12 protein-coding genes, 5 tRNA genes and 1 other RNA gene are annotated in these 18939 nt (G+C 71.1%); 14 read left to right on the forward strand and 4 right to left on the reverse strand.

Annotated elements, in window-relative coordinates:
• Window positions 1-3: 3 nt before the first annotated feature.
• Both JYK02_RS12330 and JYK02_RS12335 read right to left on the reverse strand, forming a co-directional pair.
• Window positions 4-714 (reverse strand): glycosyltransferase family 2 protein, encoded by a 711-nt coding sequence (locus tag JYK02_RS12330; RefSeq protein WP_207051133.1) that lies wholly within the window; start codon window positions 712-714, stop codon window positions 4-6.
• Between the two features lie 78 nt (window positions 715-792).
• On the reverse strand, window positions 793-2106 hold the full coding sequence (locus JYK02_RS12335; protein WP_207051134.1) for a protoporphyrinogen/coproporphyrinogen oxidase: 1314 nt from the start codon (window positions 2104-2106) through the stop codon (window positions 793-795).
• A 230-nt stretch (window positions 2107-2336) separates the two neighbouring features.
• On the opposite strand from JYK02_RS12335, the gene JYK02_RS12340 reads away from it, so the two are divergent.
• From JYK02_RS12340 to ffs, 9 genes are all read left to right on the forward strand, one after another.
• Window positions 2337-7439, forward strand: coding sequence for a tetratricopeptide repeat protein (locus JYK02_RS12340; protein ID WP_207051135.1), 5103 nt, complete (start codon window positions 2337-2339; stop codon window positions 7437-7439).
• A gap of 89 nt (window positions 7440-7528) precedes the next feature.
• Window positions 7529-8809: a serine--tRNA ligase gene (serS, locus tag JYK02_RS12345; RefSeq protein ID WP_207051136.1), complete on the forward strand. Its 1281-nt coding sequence runs from the start codon at window positions 7529-7531 to the stop codon at window positions 8807-8809.
• A 124-nt stretch (window positions 8810-8933) separates the two neighbouring features.
• Window positions 8934-9020 (forward strand) — tRNA-Ser (locus JYK02_RS12350).
• 42 nt (window positions 9021-9062) lie between these two features.
• Window positions 9063-9152, forward strand: a tRNA-Ser gene (locus JYK02_RS12355).
• A gap of 29 nt (window positions 9153-9181) precedes the next feature.
• Window positions 9182-9258: transfer RNA gene (locus tag JYK02_RS12360), tRNA-Arg, on the forward strand.
• A 23-nt stretch (window positions 9259-9281) separates the two neighbouring features.
• Window positions 9282-9749, forward strand: coding sequence for a tRNA adenosine(34) deaminase TadA (tadA, locus tag JYK02_RS12365; RefSeq protein ID WP_207051137.1), 468 nt, complete (start codon window positions 9282-9284; stop codon window positions 9747-9749).
• Window positions 9750-9755: 6 nt separating this feature from the next.
• Window positions 9756-9842, forward strand: a tRNA-Ser gene (locus JYK02_RS12370).
• A gap of 13 nt (window positions 9843-9855) precedes the next feature.
• Window positions 9856-9942 (forward strand) — tRNA-Ser (locus JYK02_RS12375).
• Between the two features lie 28 nt (window positions 9943-9970).
• Window positions 9971-10063: signal recognition particle sRNA small type (gene ffs / locus JYK02_RS12380), an RNA gene on the forward strand.
• An 83-nt stretch (window positions 10064-10146) separates the two neighbouring features.
• On the opposite strand, the gene JYK02_RS12385 is transcribed toward ffs, so the two are convergent.
• Window positions 10147-11616: a mannosyltransferase gene (locus JYK02_RS12385; RefSeq protein ID WP_207051138.1), complete on the reverse strand. Its 1470-nt coding sequence runs from the start codon at window positions 11614-11616 to the stop codon at window positions 10147-10149.
• 111 nt (window positions 11617-11727) lie between these two features.
• Between JYK02_RS12385 and JYK02_RS12390 the strand changes: the two genes are divergently transcribed.
• The 5 genes from JYK02_RS12390 (at window position 11728) to recR (ending at window position 17077) form a co-directional block, all read left to right on the forward strand.
• Window positions 11728-13266 carry a phytoene desaturase family protein gene (locus JYK02_RS12390; protein WP_207051139.1) on the forward strand — a complete coding sequence of 513 codons (1539 nt, stop codon included), beginning with the start codon at window positions 11728-11730 and terminating at the stop codon, window positions 13264-13266.
• Between the two features lie 77 nt (window positions 13267-13343).
• The gene (dnaX, locus tag JYK02_RS12395) at window positions 13344-14555 is read left to right on the forward strand and encodes a DNA polymerase III subunit gamma/tau (RefSeq protein WP_207051140.1); all 1212 of its coding nucleotides are present in this window, start codon (window positions 13344-13346) and stop codon (window positions 14553-14555) included.
• Window positions 14556-14733: 178 nt separating this feature from the next.
• Window positions 14734-16062, forward strand: coding sequence for a DNA polymerase III subunit gamma/tau (locus JYK02_RS39620; RefSeq protein WP_242588717.1), 1329 nt, complete (start codon window positions 14734-14736; stop codon window positions 16060-16062).
• Between the two features lie 97 nt (window positions 16063-16159).
• Window positions 16160-16477, forward strand: a complete 318-nt coding sequence (locus JYK02_RS12405; RefSeq protein ID WP_120551982.1) for a YbaB/EbfC family nucleoid-associated protein — start codon at window positions 16160-16162, stop codon at window positions 16475-16477.
• A gap of 6 nt (window positions 16478-16483) precedes the next feature.
• On the forward strand, window positions 16484-17077 hold the full coding sequence (gene recR, locus JYK02_RS12410; protein WP_120527892.1) for a recombination mediator RecR: 594 nt from the start codon (window positions 16484-16486) through the stop codon (window positions 17075-17077).
• 3 nt (window positions 17078-17080) lie between these two features.
• Here the strand turns inward: recR and JYK02_RS12415 are convergent, their stop codons facing one another.
• Window positions 17081-18937 (reverse strand): protein kinase domain-containing protein, encoded by a 1857-nt coding sequence (locus JYK02_RS12415; protein ID WP_207051141.1) that lies wholly within the window; start codon window positions 18935-18937, stop codon window positions 17081-17083.
• Between the last annotated feature and the right edge of the window lie 2 nt (window positions 18938-18939).

Genomic DNA, 18939 nt, shown 5'->3' on the forward strand with positions numbered 1-18939 from the left:
CGCTCAGGTCCCGCGCACGCGGATGACGTAGAACAGCTTGCCCACGTTCTTGAGCACGTTGGGCACGCGCTTGAAGAGGTGGATGGACGGCTGGCGCTTCTCATGGAGCTGGATGGGGATCTCCATGACGTTGAGCCCCTCGCGCCACGCGCGGATGACGAACTCGCTGGCGAACACGTCCATGTCCACCACGCACTTCTGGATGACGGGCAGCAGCGCTTCCCGGCGGAACGCCTTCAGGCCGTGCGTGTCCGTGCCCTGGAAGCCCAGCGCCACGCGCAGGAGCTTGTTGTGCACCCGCGTGGCCGCGCGGCGGATGAGGGGGCGCTGGTCGCTCGCGCCCTTGGCCGCCTTGGAGCCCACGACCATGTCCGCCTCGCCGCGCTCCAGCCGGGGCAGCGCCGCGTCGTAGAAGGTCAGGTCGCAGAGGTCGATTTCATCGCACACCACGTAGGTGCCCCGGGCCTTGAGGATGCCGGCCTTGAGCGCCACGCCGTAGTTGGGCGTCTCCGAGTGGAACCAGCGCAGGCGCGGGTTCTTCGCGCAGAGCTCTTCCAGGATGCGGGGGGTCGCGTCGCGCGAGCCGTTCTCCGCGAAGATGATTTCGTAGTCGAGCCCGCGAGCATCCAGCCCCTGGCGCAGCTCTTCGGCTGCCTGGGCGATGATGGACTCCTCGTTGTAGACGGGGATGACGACGGAGAGGTGCAGGGCCATGGGTCCGGAGATGCGAAGGGAAGGCCTCGGGGCCTAGCACGGCCCCGGACCACCGTCGACAGGAGACGACTCCGTGCGTCAGCCGTTCAGCGTCCGGGCGCAGGCCCGCCCGCCCAGGATGGCGTCCTCCATGGAGGAGTACTCCCACTTCCCGTAGCGCCCCGCCGTGAGGATGCCGGCGTGCTCCAGGAAGCGGTTGATCTCCGCCATCGCGGGGCCATAGGCGTCGTCGTAGAGGACGTACGCGTTGGGAATCTCCCGGCCCTTCGTGAAGAGGATGTCGTCCGCCGAGTGGATCATCCGCGAGCGCAGCAGGTCCTCCACCGCGTACTTCTCCGCGTCCGCCACGGACAGCTCGCCGTGGTGGCTGAACTCCACGGAGAAGCTGGCCGTGTCCGGCGGGGCCAGGGGCGCGTACACCGCCGACGGCGCCCCGATGCGGTACGAGTGGAACTCCGGCTCCGGCAGGTAGATCCAGTGCCACGGCTGGCGGTTGGCGCCCCGGGCCCCCACGCACACGTACGTGACGATGAAGGCGCGCAGGCGCTTCGCCGCGGCGCGCACCTCGTCCGGCACGCCGGAGGCGCCCTTCCCGATGAGGTCCACCAGCAGGGGCAGCGCGATGGAGGACACCAGCCCGGAGTACGGCAGGGTGCGGCCGTCGGACAGCGTGACCTGCTTCGCCTTCCAGTCGATGGAGACGGGCTCGGTGCGCACGCTCAGCTCGCCGCCCGTCAGGTGCTGCTTCATCGCGCGCGCCAGGCTCTCGATGCCGCCCTCGCGCGGGTAGAGGAACGACGCGTTGTAGCCCAGCTGATCACTGCCCGCGCCCAGCGCCCCGTCCACGACCTCCTTGAGGGTGGGGCGCGGCACGAACCGGCCGACCCACGCGGCGGACATCTCGCGCGGGTGCACGGTCCAGAGCTTCTGGTTGTAGGGCAGCATGAAGTTCTTCGCGAAGCCCTCGCCCATGTAGCGGAGGATGAACTCCTCGAAGTTCACGGGGTCGCGCTCGCGCAGGGCGCGGCCCTTCTCCCCGTAGATGGCCTCCACGTAGCCGACGAGGTTCTCCGCGACGACCTCCGGCGGCAGCCCGTGGGTGTTCACCTGGTAGGGGAAGCGGGTGAAGGTGTCGCGGGAGAACACGGCGGCGCGGCGCTGGATGCGCACCAGCTGGTCCGGGAGCCAGAGCGTGTTGACCAGTTCCTGGATCTCCGGGTCGCGCAGGTGGAGCCAGTGGCCGGTGGGGTCGAAGTAACACCCGTCGATGACCTCGGTCTTGATGAGGCCGCCGACCCGGTCGGACTTCTCGATGAGGCGCCAGGGGCGCTTGAGGAAGTGCGCGGTGGACAGGCCCGCCAGGCCCGCTCCGAGGATGACGATGGGATCCATGACCCGCCGGGTCTACCACCTCGGGAGGGCCCCTGGAAAAGGGACGCACACTGTTGGTGTTGCCGGGCGCCCGCCCTCCTGCCCGCCCGGGTGACGGCGGTGCGCCCCAGGGACGCGTTCTTTCCGGGCTTGAAACGGCTCTGCTAGCCTGCACGCGCCGCGCGGACCATCGCACCGCCCCCGTCATTCCAGCGCGTGCGCGCGCCAGCCGGTCTCGTCGAAGGAAAACAATGAAAGTCTCCTGCCCGTCGTGCCAGACGAATTACAACATCGATGACAGGCGGATCCCGCCCGGGGGCGCGAAGCTGAAGTGTGCCCGGTGCCAGACCACGTTCCCCATCAAGGCCGATGGCGCGGGCACTGAAGCCCCCGAGGCCGCGGCTCCCGCCGCGCCGCAGCCCGCCGCGATTCCGCTCCCCGGCACCGCCGCGCCCCAGTCCGCCGCCATCCCGCTGCCCGGAAACGCCGCGCCGCAGCCGGCCGCGATTCCGCTCCCTGGCACCGCCGCGCCCCGCGCCGCCGCGCCGCAGGCCGCCATTCCCCTGCCGGGCACCGCTGCTCCGCAGTCCGCCGCGATACCGCTCCCGGGCCACGCCGCGCCGCAGTCGGCCGCCATCCCGCTCCCCGGTAGCGCCGCGTCTCAGTCCTCCGCGATTCCGCTGCCGGGCACCGCCGCGCCGCAATCGGCCGCCATCCCGCTTCCGGGCAGCGCCGCTTCGCAGTCCGCCGCCATCCCGCTCCCGGGCAGCGCCGCCTCGCAGTCCGCCGCCAGCCCCCTGCCGGGCACCGCCGCCCCGCGCGCCGCGCCCCAGTCCGCCGCCATTCCGCTCCCGGGCCAGGCCGCACCGCAGTCCGCCGCCATCCCCCTGCCGGGCACCGCTGCGCCCCAGTCCGCCGCCATTCCGATGGGTGCCGGTCCGGCCATCCCGCTGCCGGGCACCACCGCGCCGCGAGCCGCCGCCATCCCGCTGCCGGGCACCGCTGCTCCGCAGTCCGCCGCGATTCCGCTGCCGGGCACGGCCGCGCCCCAGTCCGCCGCCATTCCGATGGGCGCGGGTCCCGCCATCCCACTGCCGGGCACCGCCGCGCCCCAGTCCGCCGCCATCCCGATGGGCGCGGGTCCCGCCATCCCGCTGCCGGGCACGGCCGCCCCGCGCGCCGCCGCCATCCCGCTGCCCGGGAGCGCCGCCCCGCAGTCCGCCGCCATCCCGCTGCCGGGCACGGCCGCTCCGCGCGCCTCCGCCATTCCGCTGCCGGGCCACGCCGCGCCGCCCGTGCCTGAGGATCCGTTCTCCTTCGACGACGAGGTCCCTCCCGCCGCGTACGCCTCGCCGGGCGTGGCCGCGCTCCGCGCCATCTCGCTCGACGCGGGCCCGGGTGCGCCGGTGGCCCTTCCGGATGACTCGTTCAACTTCGACATGGACGCCGCGCCGCCGGCCCCCGCGCCCATGGCCGCGGAGGACGACTTCTCGGAGGTGGGCAGCGGCGAGTTCTCCTCGCTCGACACCAGCGACTTCTCCGAGCCGCGCGAGGACGTGACCCGCGTCGTCGCCATCCCCGTCCCCACGGACGCCTACCGCGAGCCCGCCGCGCCCGCCGCCTACGGCTCGAACGAGCCCGCCAGCACCGCGCGCGACTTCGACTTCTCCGAAGACCCCATCGCCGCCGCCCCGCCCGCTCCCGAGGCCGACTTCGGCACGCCCGACTTCGACTTCGCGGACGACGGCAACCTGCCCGTCCCCGCGCAGCCCGCGCCCGAGGACGCCTTCACCTTCGACATCAACGACCCGTCCAACGCCCACGGCCCGGCGGCGTCGCGAGCCCACCCGCAGACCTTCGGCTACGGCGAGCCCCCGCCGGCGGATCCGTTCGCCCTGGCCCCGCCCTCCGCCGAACCCGAGGCGGATCCGTTCGGCCTCCCGCCGCCCTCCGCCTACGCGGCCCCGGCCCCCGAGGCGGATCCGTTCGCCCTGCCCCCGCCGCCCGCCGGCGCACCGGCCTACGACCTGGGCGGGCTGCCCTCCGGGAGCGAGGACCCCTTCGCCCTGCCGCCCTCGCCCGGCCTGGACTACTCCGACCTGCCCTCGCCCGCCGCGCCCCAGGCGATGGACTTCTCGGACCTGCCGTCCCCCGCCGCGCCCGCGCCCGTGTCCTTCGACTTCGCGGAGCCGCCGGCCCCCGCGTACGGACAGGCGCCCGCGTACGGCCAGTCCCCGGTGCCGATGGATGATCCGTTCGCCGTGGACTTCACGTCGCCGCCCCCGGCCGCGCCGCCCGCTCCGGACTTCTCCCTGGACTTCGGAGACCCCGCCCCGGCCGCGCCCCCGGCGCCCGCGCGCATCAACCCCGCGACGGACTTCGGCGACGTGGACTTCGGCGACCCCTCGCCCGTCCCGTCCTCCGCCGCCACGGGCCTGCCGGACGCGCTGGAGTTCGACCCCACCGCCGCGCCCGCGGATGACCTGGAAGCGGACCTCTCCGCGCCGCTGCCGCCCCCGCCCGCCGCGGGCCCCGCGGACGGCCTGGAGATGCTCAGCTTCATCGACGACAGCGCCGGCAAGGACGCCGGTGCCCGCGCGCCGGTGAAGCGCTTCCACGTGCGCCGCCGCTCCGGGAAGATGTTCGGCCCGTTCGAGGAGGGCGTCATCGTCAAGATGCTCGAGGACGGCCAGCTCCTGGGCAACGAGGACGTCTCGCCGGACTCGGAGGCGTGGTCCGCCATCGGCACGGTGCCCGTCTTCGCCGCCGCCATCCAGCGGCTGATGGAGGGCCCGTCCAAGGCCGTGCCGCTCGCGGCCACCCCGGGCGCGCCCGCGCCGGACGCGGCCGCCAGCCCGGACGCCGCCAACCCGCAGGCCAGCATGGAGCGGCTGCGCCAGCTCTACGAAGGCCGCATGGCCGCGGTGTCCGTCGTGGACCGCAGCGCCGCGGAGGCCAAGTGGAAGAAGCGCCTGCCCGTGCTCATCGCCGCGGGCGTGTCCGTGGTCGTGCTGGGCACCGGCGCCAGCTTCGAGGCCGGCCGCTACGGCGCCTTCGGCCGCAACAAGTTCTTCCCGGCCCGCGTGTCCGCCGGCTCCTCGGAGGCGAAGCTCGTCGAGGAGGCGCGCCAGGGCCTGCTGGCGGACACCTACGCCAGCTACAAGGAGGCGCGGAAGAAGAGCGCCCAGGTGCTGGCCTCCAAGGAGTACCCCGAGGTCCGCGCCCTCTGGTGCCAGTCCGTCGCCTACCTGCAGCGCCGCTACGCGGACGGCGAGCGCTCCGACCTCACCGCGTGCAACACGCACATGGAGGCCATCGAGCTGCTGGGTGAGAAGAACGTGGAGGTCATCAAGACCGCCGCCGCCATCGCCCTGGCCAACCGCAGGGGCGCGGAGGTGCAGGCCCGCCTGCAGGACGCCGCCACCCGCGAGGACAACCAGAACGACCTGGAGCTCTCCTTCCTGCTGGCGGAGTCCTTCGCGCAGCAGAAGGACATCCCCAACGCCGTCGCCACGCTGACGAAGATCCTGGAGAAGGACGCGAAGTCCGCCAAGGCCCACCACGCGCTGGGCAACCTGTACCAGGCGCAGGGCAAGGCGGACGAGGCCGCCAAGGCCTACGCGGACGCGCTCGCCGCGGATCCGCAGCACGCCGCCTCCGCGGTGGAGCTGGCCGCGGTGGAGCTGCTGGTGCGCAAGTCGAACATCGAGCAGGGCGCCCAGGCCGTGGAGAGCGCCCTGAAGCTCCAGGACGCGCTGGGGCCCGCCGAGCGCGCCCGCGCCCGCGGCCTCAAGGGCGTGGCCCTCTTCCAGCAGTTCAAGCCCAAGGAAGCGGAAGCCGAGCTGAAGGAGGCCTACAAGGACAACCCGGACTCCGCCTTCATCAAGGCCCAGCTCGCCCAGGTGCTGCGCTCGCAGCGCGACTACGACGGCGCGCTGCCGCTCTACGCCTCGCTCGCGGCGGAGGACAGCTCCAACCTGGAGCTCGTGGACGGCCACATCACCGCGCTGGTGATGACGGGCAAGATGCAGGACGCGCTCACCGCCGTGGAGGCCGCCAGCAAGAGCTTCCCCAACGAGGCGCGCATCGCGTACCTCTACGGCCGCATCGAGGACGCGCTCGACAAGCCCACGGAGGCGGAAGGCCACTTCAAGCGCGCCAACGCCGCCGACGCGAAGCTGGTGGACGCGGGCCTGTACCTGGGCCGCCTGTACCTGCGCCAGCACCGCAACGCGGACGCGCGCGCCCTGCTGGAGGCCGCCGCGCAGCAGGCGCCGGAGCACGCGGGCGTGCACGCGGGCCTGGGTGAGCTGGCGCTCGCGGAGAACAACAGCCTGCTCGCGCAGCAGGAGTTCGACCGCGCCGTGCAGCTGGACCCCAACCTGGCGGACGCCCACCTGGGCCTGTCGCGCGTGGCGCTGCTCAACGGCGAGGCGGCCCGCGCGGAGACGGAAGCCAACCGCGCCCTGGAGCTGGATCCGCACCTGCTGAAGGACGGCCGGCTGCAGCGCGGGCTCGTGCTCTGGCGGCTGCACCGCCTGGACGAGGCCGTGGCGGAGCTGGAGAAGGCCAAGGCGGAGGACCCCCGCTCCACCACCACGCCCATCACCCTGGGCGCGGTGCTCCTGGAGAAGGGCGACCTGGCCGGCGCGGAGAGCAACCTGGGCCTCGCGCTGCGCAACGAGCCCTCCAACCACGAGGCGCTCTACTACCTGGGCCTCGTGCGCGCGAAGCGCTCCGAGTACACCCAGGCGCTCGACAGCATGAAGACCGCCGTGGACCGCGCCCCCAAGCGCGCGGACTACAAGTACGCCTACGGCGTCATCCTGCGCGACGCGAAGCGGCTGCCGGACGCCATCGAGCAGTGGCAGGCCGCCGTGCAGCTGGACCCCAACTACGCGGACGCGCACGAGGCCCTGGGCCACGCCTACCTGGAGCGCGCCGACTTCGACAGCGCCATCGCCTCCTTCGAGGCGGCCCTCAAGGCGGATCCGCAGCGCACGCGGGTGATGGGCGCCATGGGTGACGTGCTCTTCAACGCCGCGCGCTGGGACGACGCCGTCCGCCGCTACCAGGCGGCGCTCAAGGTGGATCCGAAGCTCACGTACGTCTACTACAAGGTCGCGCGCGCCTACACCGAGCAGGCCCAGCACGCGAAGGCCATCGACTGGTACAAGAAGGCCACCACCGCCGAGCCGGAGAACCCCCAGCCCTTCTACTACCTGGGCTTCGCCTACAAGGAGCGCAACAAGCGCAAGGACGCCATCACGGCCTTCAAGGAGTACCTCGTGAAGAAGCCGGACGCGGCGGACAAGAAGGACATCGAGGACGAAATCTACGACCTCGAACACTAGCCCCACCCTTCCGGGCGTCAGGCCCTGAGCACCCGGTGCGTGGAGAGCCTTGCCGGCCCACGCCCGGGATGACTACAAGGCGAGCCCCTATGCTGGACCTCCGGAACGTTGCGCAGAACTTCGATGCGGTCGTCGCCCGACTCAAGACGCGGGGCGGCAGCCTGGACCTCGGCCCCTTCCAGGCGCTCTTCCTGGAGCGCCGCGACCTCTACGTCTCCATGGAAGCGCTGGCCGCGCGCCGCAACGCCGCCAACGAGGAGATGAAGCGCAAGGCCAAGGAGGACCCGGCCGCCATGGAGAAGCTGCGCGGCGACCTGCGCGGCGTCTCCCAGGAGATCAAGGAGAAGGAGGCCCGCCTCAAGGAAGTGGAGGAGGAGCTCAACCGCATCCTGCTGGTCATCCCCAACGTGCCCCACGAGTCCGTCCCCGTGGGCACGAGCGCGGACGAGAACGTCCAGGTGAAGAGCTGGGGTGAGAAGCCCAACCTGCTCTTCACGCCGAAGCAGCACTTCGAGCTGGGCGAGTCGCTGGGCATGCTCGACTTCGAGCGCGCCGCGAAGGTGTCCGGCAGCCGCTTCACCTTCTACAAGGGCGCCCTCGCCCGGCTGGAGCGCGCGCTCGTCACGTTCATGATCGACGTGCACACGTCCAAGGGCTACACGGAGCTGCTCCCGCCCTACCTCGTGCTGCGCGAGACGATGATGGGCACCGGCCAGCTGCCCAAGTTCGAGGACGACGCCTTCAAGACGTCCGGCGATCCCGAGCGCTTCCTCATCCCCACCGCGGAAGTCCCCGTGACGAACTACCACGCGGACGAAATCCTGGAGGGTGAGCAGCTCCCCATCCGCTACTGCGCCTTCAGCCCGTGCTTCCGCGCGGAGGCCGGCGCCGCGGGGCGCGACACGCGCGGCCTCATCCGCCAGCACCAGTTCCACAAGGTGGAGCTGGTGAAGTTCTCCCAGCCGGAGAAGAGCCTGGAGGAGCTGGAGGCCATGACGGACGACGCGTGCGACATCCTGCGCCGCCTGGGACTGCACCACCGCGTGATGCTGCTGTGCACCGGGGACATGGGCTTCGGCGCCCGGAAGACCTACGACATCGAGGTCTGGCTGCCGGGCCAGGGCGCGTACCGGGAGATTTCGTCCTGCTCGGACTGCGGCGACTTCCAGGCCCGCCGCGCGAAGATCCGCTACCGCGCCCAGAAGGGCGACAAGCCCCAGATGGTGCACACCCTCAACGGCAGCGGGCTGGCCGTGGGGCGCACGAGCATCGCCATCCTGGAGAACTACCAGCGGGAGGACGGAAGCGTCGCCATCCCGGAGGCGTTGGTGCCGTACATGGGGGGCCTGAAGGAACTTCGCCCCCTGTAGTCAGGTGCGCCGGGCCCCGGACGTGAAAAGGGGCCAACATCCTGCTTGCCACAGGGAAGAAATGATGTAGAAGGGCGGCCCCACGGGCGCGGTTGGCCCGCCGGGAACCGACGGCACCTGCTGTGGAGGCGTGGCCGAGCGGTTGAAGGCAGCGGTCTTGAAAACCGCAGAAGGTGAAAGCCTTCCGTAGGTTCGAATCCTACCGCCTCCGATTTTGAGCTTGAGTTTCGCGGTTCTTTGACAGAGAAGAGTTGGAGAGATGGCCGAGAGGCTGAAGGCACAGGTTTGCTAAACCTGCATACTCGAAAGGGTATCGAGGGTTCGAATCCCTCTCTCTCCGCCACTTGATGTAAAGCAGCAGCCGGAAGAAATGCTCCCTTAGCTCAGCTGGATAGAGCGTCGGACTACGAATCCGAAGGCCGGAGGTTCGAATCCTCCAGGGAGCGCCACTTCTTCTTCAGGCGCGCACATCATGAGTGACGACATCGCTTTCATGCAGCAGGCTCTTGAGCTCGCGCGGGAAGCAGCTTCACTCGGGGAAGTTCCGGTAGGTGCGGTGGCGGTGCTGGACGGAAACGTCGTGGGCACGGGCTACAACCGCCGCGAATGCGACCGGAACCCCTTTGCCCACGCCGAGATGATTGCCCTGGCAGCTGCTGCCAAAGCGCGTGATGCGTGGCGACTCTCCGGGGTGACCCTCTACGTGACGTTGGAGCCGTGCGCGATGTGCGCCGGTGCGCTGGTCCAGTCTCGTGTCACCCGACTCGTCTTTGGTACGATGGACCCGAAAGCGGGCGCGGTCGGCTCGCTGTACAACCTGGTGGAAGAGCCCCGGCACAACCACCGGCTTCAAGTGACAAGCGGCATCCTGGCGGAAGAGAGTCGCCAGCTTCTCAAGACGTTCTTCGAGCGCTTGCGCGCGAAGCGACGTGAAAACTGAATATCTGGAGAGCTGGCCGAGTGGTCGAAGGCACCTGACTCGAAATCAGGCGTACCGGCAACGGTACCGTAGGTTCGAATCCTACGCTCTCCGCTCCAAAGTCTCTGGAGAGGTGGCCGAGCGGTTGAAGGCGCACGCCTGGAACGCGTGTATATCTGAAAGGGTATCGTGGGTTCGAATCCCACCCTCTCCGTTGTTATTTTCGAAGTCGCAGCACGGATTTTGTGGTCGGGACAACGTGGGGGCGCGAACCCCGCCAGGTCCGGAAGGAAGCAACGGTAGCGTACTTCCGCGTGTGTCCCGGCCGTTCTGTTTCACCGCAAGCGCCGACATCCCTCCGGGGATGCCGGCGCTTCGGCTTTGCGGGCCTGCCCTCCCCTGCCCGGCCGCTCCTCCTTCAGTCCCGGGCGAGAATCGTTTCCCGCCCCACCTGGCGGACGACCCGGAAGCCGGCGGCCTGGAGCTCTTCCAGGGCCCGGCCCTCGAAGGTGACGGCGCGGTTGAAGGTGCGGTCGCGGATGGAGGCCTGGAAGGCCGCGTCCTGGGGCCAGTCGCAGGTGCGCCAGGGGATGTTCCGGCCGATGTAGAAGAAGCCCCCGGAGCCCCACAACCCCTCGTTGACGATGAGCAGCCCCGTCGCGTCGTCCCGCGTGGCCCGGACGATGGCGCGGAACTGGTCCGCGCGGAGGTCGTTGGACGGGAAGCCCTGGCCGTGCACGAAGCCCAGGCACAGCGCGAGCACCGCCGCCCCGTTCCGCAGGCCCGGCCGGGAGAGCGTGGTGATGGACGCAGCCAGCTGGGACGCGGCCGCGAGCAGCGCCACCACGAGCCCCGGGTAGAGGAAGCGCTCCTCCTTGTGCGGCGTCGTCAGCAGGACGGCCGTGTAGACGGCCGCGCAGGTGAGCGGCAGGGACAGCGCGCGGAAGCGGACCAGGGGGATGAGCGACAGCGGCACGGCGGCCCAGGCCCAGAGGGGCACGGCCTGGAGCAGCGGCTCCCAGTAGAAGCCCGGCGGTGAGGCGCCGAAGGCCTGGGCGGCCTTCCCGGACAGGACGTTGTAGTCCACGTAGGCCCGGAACGAGTGGAAGGGCGTGCCCCAGGTGCCCCAGTCGAGCAGCCCCAGGCCCACCGCCACGACGGAGCCGCCCACGCAGGTGAAGGCGAGGAGGCGCCACCGCCGGGCGGCCACCAGCCACGCGAGCGCGGCCACCACGAAGAGGGCGGACGGGTAGCGCGTCACCACGGCGAGCCCCAGGGCCCCGCCGCCCAGCAGCCCCGCCCGGCGCACCCGTGAAGCGGGCCCGGTGTCCGGGCGGTCCAGGGCCTCCATGGCCACGAGGAGGAAGGACGCGGAGAAGGACTCCGACAGGGTGCGCCCGGCGAAGAGGAGCACCGGCGCGCTCAGCCCCACGAGCACCACCGCGAGCGCCGCGCCCCACGGGCCGGCGCGGCGTTGCGCGAAGCGGTGGACGGCCCACAGGCTCCAGGCGTGCAGGGCCAGCTGGGGCAGCGCCACCACGCCCCGGTAGACGCGCGGGTCGGTGATGCCGAAGCCGTGCGCCACCTTGAGGAAGGCGGCCAGCACGCCGGGGGCGAACCAGTTGCGCAGGCCCTCGCGCCACTCCCAGGCCAGCACGCCGTAGCCGTGCACGCGCCAGTACGCGGGCTCCAGCGCCTGGAAGACCTCGTCCGGGTGGATGCGCCCCAGCTGACGCACCGCGAGGACGGTGGGCACCAGCGCCACGGCGAGGAGCCCCAGCGCGAGGAGGCGTCCGGACGGCTCCGGCTGGACGGCGGGCACCGGGAGCTCCGCCGGAGCGGGGGGGATGGCGGGGGCTTCGGGCGCGTCGGGGGTGGAGGCGTTCACGGGGCGAAAGCCGACTCTTTCTGGACCCGACGTCCTGCGCAAGACGCGCGGTGTTTGTCGGGGAGGCCGCGGCTCGGGTAGGAACGGCCTTTTCCCCCAAGGAGGAAGACCATGCCAGACGTCATCGTGGTGGGCGCGGGCCACAACGGACTTGTCGCGGCGGCGATGCTCGCGCGCCGGGGCCTGTCGGTCACCGTGCTGGAGGAGAAGGACCAGGTGGGCGGCGCGTGCAAGACGGAGTACCCGTTCCGCACCGCGCCGAGGCTGGGGGTCTCCACGGGCGCGTACCTCCTGGGGCTGATGCCGCCGGAGCTGCTCCAGGAGCTCCAGTTGGAGCTGCCCCTCAAGCGCCGCGACCCGCACTACTTCCTGCCCACGATGGACAAGCGCTACCTGCTCTTCGGCTCGGATGAGCGGGAGCTGGAGCGGCAGTTCCGCGAGTTCTTCTCCGAGGCGGACTGGAACGCCCACGTCGCGATGAACGCGGAGCTGGGGGCGCTGCGCGAGGACCTGGCGCCCGCGTGGCTCCTGCCGCCCCGGCCGCTGGAGGAGACGGCGGAGCGGTACGTGCGCCCTGCCCTGCGCCAGCACTTCATCCATCTGTGTCGCGGCACGGCGCGCGAGTACCTGGAGCGCTTCGGCTACAAGTCCGACTTCGTGAAGGCGATGTACGCCGTCACCGACGCGTTCTCCGGCCTGGACGGCGGCTACGACACGCCGGGCACGGGCATGAACCTGCTGGTGCACAACCTCTGCCGGCTGCCGGGCAGCGGCGGCACGTGGATGATTGTCGAAGGCGGCATGGGCACCGTCACCCAGCGCATCGCGGCGCTCGCGCGCAAGCACGGCGCCCAGCTGCGCACGAACGCGAAGGTGGCGTCGGTGCGCGTGGACAGCGGCGTGGTGAAGGGCGTGGTGCTGGAGAGCGGCGAGGAGCTGTCCGCGAAGGTCGTGGTCTCCAACGCGGACCCCTTCCGCACGCTGAAGCTGGTGGACTCGGAGGCGCTGAACGCGGACTACCGGAGCATGGTGGACGGGCTGTCCGCGCCGGGCACCACGCTGAAGGTGAACCTGTGCCTCAAGTCCCTGCCCACCTTCACCTGCCTGCCGGAGGACCGGGGCCAGTTCGGGCCCACCATCCACCTGCTGCCCCAGGAGGACGACGTGCTGGGCGCGCTGGCGCACGGCTACAAGGAGGCGAAGGCGGGACGGCTGGCGGAGTTCCCCTCCATCGAGTGGTACGTGCACACCACGGTGGACCCGTCCCTGAAGGACGCGGAAGGCCACCACAACTCCGCCCTCTTCGTGGAGTGGGTGCCGGAGAAGCTGGAGGGCACCACCTGGGAGAAGGAGGAGGCGCGGTACGTGAAGCACCTCTTGTCCATCTGCGACCGCTTCGCTCCCGGCACCAGCGACCTGGTGCAGGAGTACTTCGCGCTCACGCCGCCGAAGATTGAGTCCCACTTCGGCATCACCCGCGGCCACATCCATCATGTGGACAACAAGCGCGGGTTCACCGACCGGCTGCCCTATGAGACGCCGGTGCAGGGGCTCTACTTCTGCAGCGCGGGCTGCCACCCGGCGGGCAGCGTCATCGGGGCGGCGGGGCACAACGCGGCCAACGTGGTGCTACAGGCGCTCGGACGCTGACAGGGAGTGCGGTTCACGGCGGGCGGAATGGACGTTCCATGGATCATTCGGCCCGCCGTGTTTAGATGACTGTCCCCATGAGCTACCTCGTCCTCGCCCGTAAATGGCGCCCGCAGAAGTTCGATGACATGACCGGCCAGGAGCACGTGGTCCGGACCATCGGGAATGCCATCAAGATGGACCGGGTCGCGCATGCGTACCTGTTCTGTGGCCCTCGAGGGGTGGGCAAGACGACGGCCGCCCGCCTGCTCGCCAAGGCCCTCAACTGTGAGCAGGGGCCCACGGCGACCCCGTGCGGCACCTGCCGGGCGTGCACCGAAATCACGGCTGGCACCAGCGTGGACGTGGCGGAGATCGACGGCGCGTCCAACAACGGCGTCGAGAACGTGCGCGAGATTCGCGAGAACGCGAAGTACCTGCCGCAGCGCGACCGCCACAAGATCTACATCATCGACGAAGTCCACATGCTCTCCGGCGCGGCGTTCAACGCGCTCCTGAAGACGCTGGAGGAGCCGCCCGGTCACGTGAAGTTCATCTTCGCGACGACGGAGGCGCACAAGCTCCCGGACACCATCCTGTCGCGCTGCCAGCGCCACAACTTCCGGCGCATCTCCGCGGCGCGGATGCTCCAGCGCCTGAAGGAGATCTGCCAGGCGGAGGGCGCGGGCATCTCCGAGCAGTCGCTGTCGCTGGTGGTGCGCCAGTCCGAAGGCGGCATGCGCGACGCGCTGAGCCTCCTGGACCAGATTCTGGCGTCGTGCGGTCCCAACCCCACGGACGAGGCGGTCGCGGAGGCGATGGGCGCCATCGACCGCACGGTGGTGCAGGACTTCGCGGAGGCGCTGGTCCGCAAGGACGCGAAGCGCGTGCTGGGCCGGGTGGACGAGGTCTTCAACCGGGGCCTGGACCTGAAGCGGTTGGCGGAGGAGCTGGCGCTGCAGCTGCGGCACCTCTTCGTGACGAAGTCGCTGGGCGAGGCTCCCGCGGAGCTGGCGGAGTCCGAGCAGAAGGCGCTGCTGGCGCTGGCGAAGGAGGCGGACACCGCGCAGCTGTCGAGGCTGTTCGACATCGTGCACGGCAGCATCTGGGACGTGTCGCGAGCGGCGCAGCCCCGGCTGGCGCTGGAGATGGCGCTGCTCAAGGCCATCCAGCTGTCCCCGGCCGGTTCGATTCCCGACCTGCTGGCCCGAGTGGAGCGGCTGTCGGCGGGACTTGGCGCGGAAGGCGCCGCGAAGAGCACGTCCGGAGCGCCGGGAGGTCGCTCCGGTCCCGCGAACTTTCGCGTCTGACGCCCAGACCGAAGTCCGAGCCCCGGCCGCGTCCGTAGCGCCGGCGCCGCGCCCTGTCGAAGCACAGGGTGCGCCCGCGCAAACGGGCGCCATGCCGCGTCCGTTCGATGCGCAGGGTACGTCCGCGCATGCGGAAGCGACGTCACGTCCGTTCGATGCCCGCGCAGCGGCTGGGGCCATGGGCCCCACGTCGCGCATGACGGATGCGCAGGGTCCGTCTACTCACGCCGGGGCCACTGTCCGCCCCTTCGACGCGGCGGCGCACCCCGCATCCAACGGGCACTCCCGTGAGGCCCAGGGTCCCGCGGCCTACGCGGGCGCCAGTCCTCGGCCCTTCGGGGTTCAGGACGCGTCCGCGCGCACGGGCTCCGCGCCCCAGTCCTTCGAGGCTCGCGGTGCTCCCACGGCGCACGACGGCGCACCGCCCACGGTCGTCACGCGCGCACCCGAGCCGCCCCAGGCCGGAGCGTCCGCCGTGGCCACGCGGACGCCTCCCGCCGCACTGATGGAGGGCCTGTCCCCCGCCGCGGCCCGTCCCCTCTCCTTCCTTCGCAATGGCGGCGCCGCGGGCGCACCCGTGCCGACTCCCGCCGCCGTGCCTCCCGCGCCGGTGGTGATGGACGACCTGTCACCCTCCGCCGCGCGCCCGCTGTCCTTCCTGCGCAATGGCGGCGGCGCGGCCCCCGCGATGGAGGCCCCTCCGGCCCCGGCCGTCGTCATGGACGACCTGCCCCCGTCCGCGGCGCGTCCCCTTTCCTTCCTCCGCAACGGCGGCGCCCAGCCCCCACCGCCCGAAGCCGGGCCCACCGTGCGCATCACCAACATGCGCAAGCCGGAGCCCGTGGCTCCGCCGGAACCGCCGCCCATCGATGACGCGGACGAGCGCATGTTCCCCGAAGAGGGCTCCGCCGAGGGCTGTGCCTCCGGCGAGTGCATCCCCGTCGCGGAACCCGCCGCCCCTGTTGAACCGGAGCCTCCGGAGCCCGAACCGCCGCCCGCGATGGCGCCCGTCGCCACCAGCCGCGACAACCCCAACCGCCCCCTGCCCGAGCGCTGGCGCGCCGCCGTGGAGACCGTGAAGTCCGCGTCCGTGCGCCACGGCACGGCGCTCGCCAACGGCCGCCTCCAGTCCATGAAGGCCGGCGAAATCGTCCTGGGCTATCCGCCCTCCGCCGCCTTCCACAAGGCCGCCGTGACGGCCCCCGCGGGCAAGGCCGCCGTGGACGCGGCGCTGGCCTCGCACTTCGGCCGGGCCGTGAAGCTCACCATCACGGACGTGCCCCAGGTCCAGGACATGCTCCCGGGCGGCATGGGGCAGAGCCTCTCCGAGCAGGACACCCAGAGCCGCGCCACCCACGAGAAGACCACCGAGGGCAAGGTGCGCTCGCACGCGTCCGTGCGGGCCATCCTCAAGATGCTGGGCGGTGAAATCGAGCACATCCAGGTCTACGAGCCCGAGCGGCCACCGGCCAACCTCCCGGACGTCCCGGCCGCTCCTGAGGACTGACAACGCCGCCGCGCCCCGCTAGGGTGCGCGGCAACGTCCCTGCACCGAGCGGCGCCATGCCGGCCCGCGCTCCCACGTCCGGGGACCGAGGAAGCACATGCCCGGCATCGACCTGAACTACTTCATCCGGCAGGCGAACAAGCTCACCGAGAAGATCGAGGAGCGGAAGAAGCAGCTGGCGGAAGAGACCGTCGAGGCGAAGTCAGGCGAGGGCCGCGTGACGGTCGTCGCCAACTGCGTGCAGGAGATCCGCAGCATCAAGATCGACAAGAGCGCCATCGACCCCAACGACCCCGGGATGCTCGAGGACCTCATCACCGCCGCCGTGAACGCTGCCCTGGCGAACAGCCGTCAGCACATGAACGCCGAGCTGGCGAAGATCTCCGGCGGCGTGAAGATCCCCGGCATTAATTAAAGACGGATGACCCCCGATCCGCTGAATCGCCTGGTCGCCCAGCTCGCGAAGCTGCCGGGCATTGGTGAGAAGACCGCCCAGCGCCTCGCGTTCCACATCCTGCGAGCGCCGGGCGAGTTCGCCGTGGACCTCTCGCAGGCCATCCGCGAGGTGAAGGAGAAGGTGCACCTGTGCGTGCGCTGTTTCTCCCTCACCGACTCGGAGCTGTGCGGCTTCTGCCGCGACAACCGCCGCGACGAGCGCGCCCTGTGCGTCGTGGAGACCTACTCCGACCTGATGGCGCTGGAGCGCACCCGCGAGTTCAAGGGCCGCTACCACGTGCTGCACGGTGTCCTGTCCCCGCTGGAAGGCGTGGGCCCGGAGCAGCTGCGCATCAAGGAGCTGCTGGAGCGCCTCAACGACAGCCGGGTGGAGGAGATCATCCTCGCCACCAACCCGGACATCGAGGGCGAGGCCACCGCGCTCTACCTCACGCGCCTGCTCAAGCCGCTGGGCCTGCGGGTGACGCGCATCGCGCAGGGCCTGCCCATGGGCGGCGACCTGGAGTTCGCGGACCAGGCCACGCTCGCCAAGGCGCTGTCCGCCCGTCGCGACCTGTGACGGCTACTGCGTCACCTTCCACGAGAACGGCATCAGCACGGTGACTTCCTGGTCGCGGTGCGCCGGGAAGCGCAGGCTCTGCGCCTGCGTCTCCAGGCAGCGGCCCACCGCCGTGGACGCCAGCGGCCCGCGCGTGCCCGCGCGCACCTTGCCGGAGGACACGATGGTGAGCTGCACCTGCACCTCGCCCGCGGCGGACGGCAGGTCGGACTTGTAGCGCTCGAAGCAGCCGGTGATTTTCGAGCGGCCGTTGGACACCACGCGCTGGATGTCCTCGATGCCCAGCGACACGCGCTCCTTCACCGCCGGCTTCGTCCCCGTCTTGCGAGGCGCCGTGTCCTCCGTCCCCTCATCGACATGGGGCGAATCCGTCACGGACGCAGCCACCGTCTCACCGCCCGGCACGGTGCCAGGTGAAGTCCCTTCAGGACCCTGCGCCTGCGTCCCCACGGGCGCCCGCGGGGGCGGAGGCTGCTGCACCGCCGCCGGAGGAGGCGCCGCGTTGGTGACGGGAGCGGCGGCCTGCTGCACCGGTGCCGGAGGCGTGGAACCCGTGGCCGAACCACCGGGCCGCGCGACGACGAACGCCGCGCCCGCGAGCACCAGCCCCACCCCGCCCACCACGCCCGCGAGCCACCGCCGGGACGCGGGCTTCGCGGGAGGCGCGCTCGCGACGACTTCCGGCGCGGGAGCCTGCGCGGGGGCGGACTTGTTCTGAGAGGTCAGCGCCCGCATGCCTGTGGCGCTGGGACGGGACACCTGCTGCCCGTACGTGTTCGTGCCCGGGCTGGCGACCGGAGGGGCAATCGCCGCGAACTCGGGGTCCGTCGGGCGCGCGGCGGTGAGCGTGGCCAGCGTGGGGATGCGCGTCTTCTCCGTGACGCGCTCCTCGCCGAAGTGCTGGCGCAGGAACGTGCCCAGCGCCGGAGCGCCCGCGGCCCCGCCCTGGAAATCCGAGGCGAAGGTCTCCAGCGCGAGCGCGAAGTCCTCCGCGGTCGCGTACCGGTCCTCCGGCTTGAAGGCCATGGCCTTGAGGATGATGGCCTCCAGGCCCTCCGGCAGGTCCGCCCGCAACGCGCGCGGCTTCTCGAACTCGCCCTGCAACAGCGCGTTGAGCACCGCCAGGTCGTTCTCGCGGGAGAAGGGCCGCACGTGCGTGACGGCCTCGTAGAGGCTGACCCCCAGCGAGAACACGTCCGCGCGGTGGTCGACCTCCTTCCCCTGCGCCTGCTCCGGCGCCATGTAGATGTACTTGCCCTTCACCACGCCGGTGCGCGTCTGCACCAGGCGCGACTCGGCCTTGGCGATGCCGAAGTCCAGCACCTTCACCTGGCCCTGGTACGTCACGTACAGGTTGGACGGCGACACGTCCCGGTGCACCACGTGCAGCGGCTGGCCCTGCTCGTTGGTGAAGGTGTGCGCGAAGTGCAGGCCCCGCGCCGCGTCGATGAGCACCCGCAGCACCACCGGCAGCGGCACGTACTGGCGCCGGCGGCCCGCGAGCCGCAGCGTCGTGGAGAAGTCCTCGCCCGCGAGGTACTCCATGCAGATGTAGTAGCAGCCATCCGTGAAGCCCAGCTCGTGGATCTGCACGATGTGCGGATGCGACAGCTTCGCCGCGAGCCGCGCCTCGTCGCGGAACATCTCCACGAAGTCCGGGATGGCCGACAGCGTCGGCAGCATGCGCTTGAGCACCACGTTGCGCTCGAAGCCATCCGCGCCCAGCAGCTTGGCGAGGAAGATCTCCGCCATGCCGCCTTCCGCCAGCTTGCGCACGAGGACGTACTGTCCGTAAGGCTGGAGGATGGGCGCGGTGGAAGCACCGGCGGGATCCGGAATGGGAACGTTGGGCTGTGCCATCC

Source organism: Corallococcus macrosporus (assembly GCF_017302985.1).
GTDB classification, from domain to species: domain Bacteria; phylum Myxococcota; class Myxococcia; order Myxococcales; family Myxococcaceae; genus Corallococcus; species Corallococcus macrosporus_A.

What these genes read in the sequence shown, in the direction of transcription:
- JYK02_RS12330 (WP_207051133.1), bottom strand. Translation starts at nt 714, where the DNA reads ATGGCCCTGCACCTCTCCGTCGTCATCCCCGTCTACAACGAGGAGTCC.
- JYK02_RS12335 (WP_207051134.1), bottom strand. Translation starts at nt 2,106, where the DNA reads ATGGATCCCATCGTCATCCTCGGAGCGGGCCTGGCGGGCCTGTCCACC.
- JYK02_RS12340 (WP_207051135.1), top strand. Translation starts at nt 2,337, where the DNA reads ATGAAAGTCTCCTGCCCGTCGTGCCAGACGAATTACAACATCGATGAC.
- serS (WP_207051136.1), top strand. Translation starts at nt 7,529, where the DNA reads ATGCTGGACCTCCGGAACGTTGCGCAGAACTTCGATGCGGTCGTCGCC.
- tadA (WP_207051137.1), top strand. Translation starts at nt 9,282, where the DNA reads ATGAGTGACGACATCGCTTTCATGCAGCAGGCTCTTGAGCTCGCGCGG.
- JYK02_RS12390 (WP_207051139.1), top strand. Translation starts at nt 11,728, where the DNA reads ATGCCAGACGTCATCGTGGTGGGCGCGGGCCACAACGGACTTGTCGCG.
- dnaX (WP_207051140.1), top strand. Translation starts at nt 13,344, where the DNA reads ATGAGCTACCTCGTCCTCGCCCGTAAATGGCGCCCGCAGAAGTTCGAT.
- JYK02_RS39620 (WP_242588717.1), top strand. Translation starts at nt 14,734, where the DNA reads ATGGGCCCCACGTCGCGCATGACGGATGCGCAGGGTCCGTCTACTCAC.
- JYK02_RS12405 (WP_120551982.1), top strand. Translation starts at nt 16,160, where the DNA reads ATGCCCGGCATCGACCTGAACTACTTCATCCGGCAGGCGAACAAGCTC.
- recR (WP_120527892.1), top strand. Translation starts at nt 16,484, where the DNA reads ATGACCCCCGATCCGCTGAATCGCCTGGTCGCCCAGCTCGCGAAGCTG.
- JYK02_RS12415 (WP_207051141.1), bottom strand. Translation starts at nt 18,937, where the DNA reads ATGGCACAGCCCAACGTTCCCATTCCGGATCCCGCCGGTGCTTCCACC.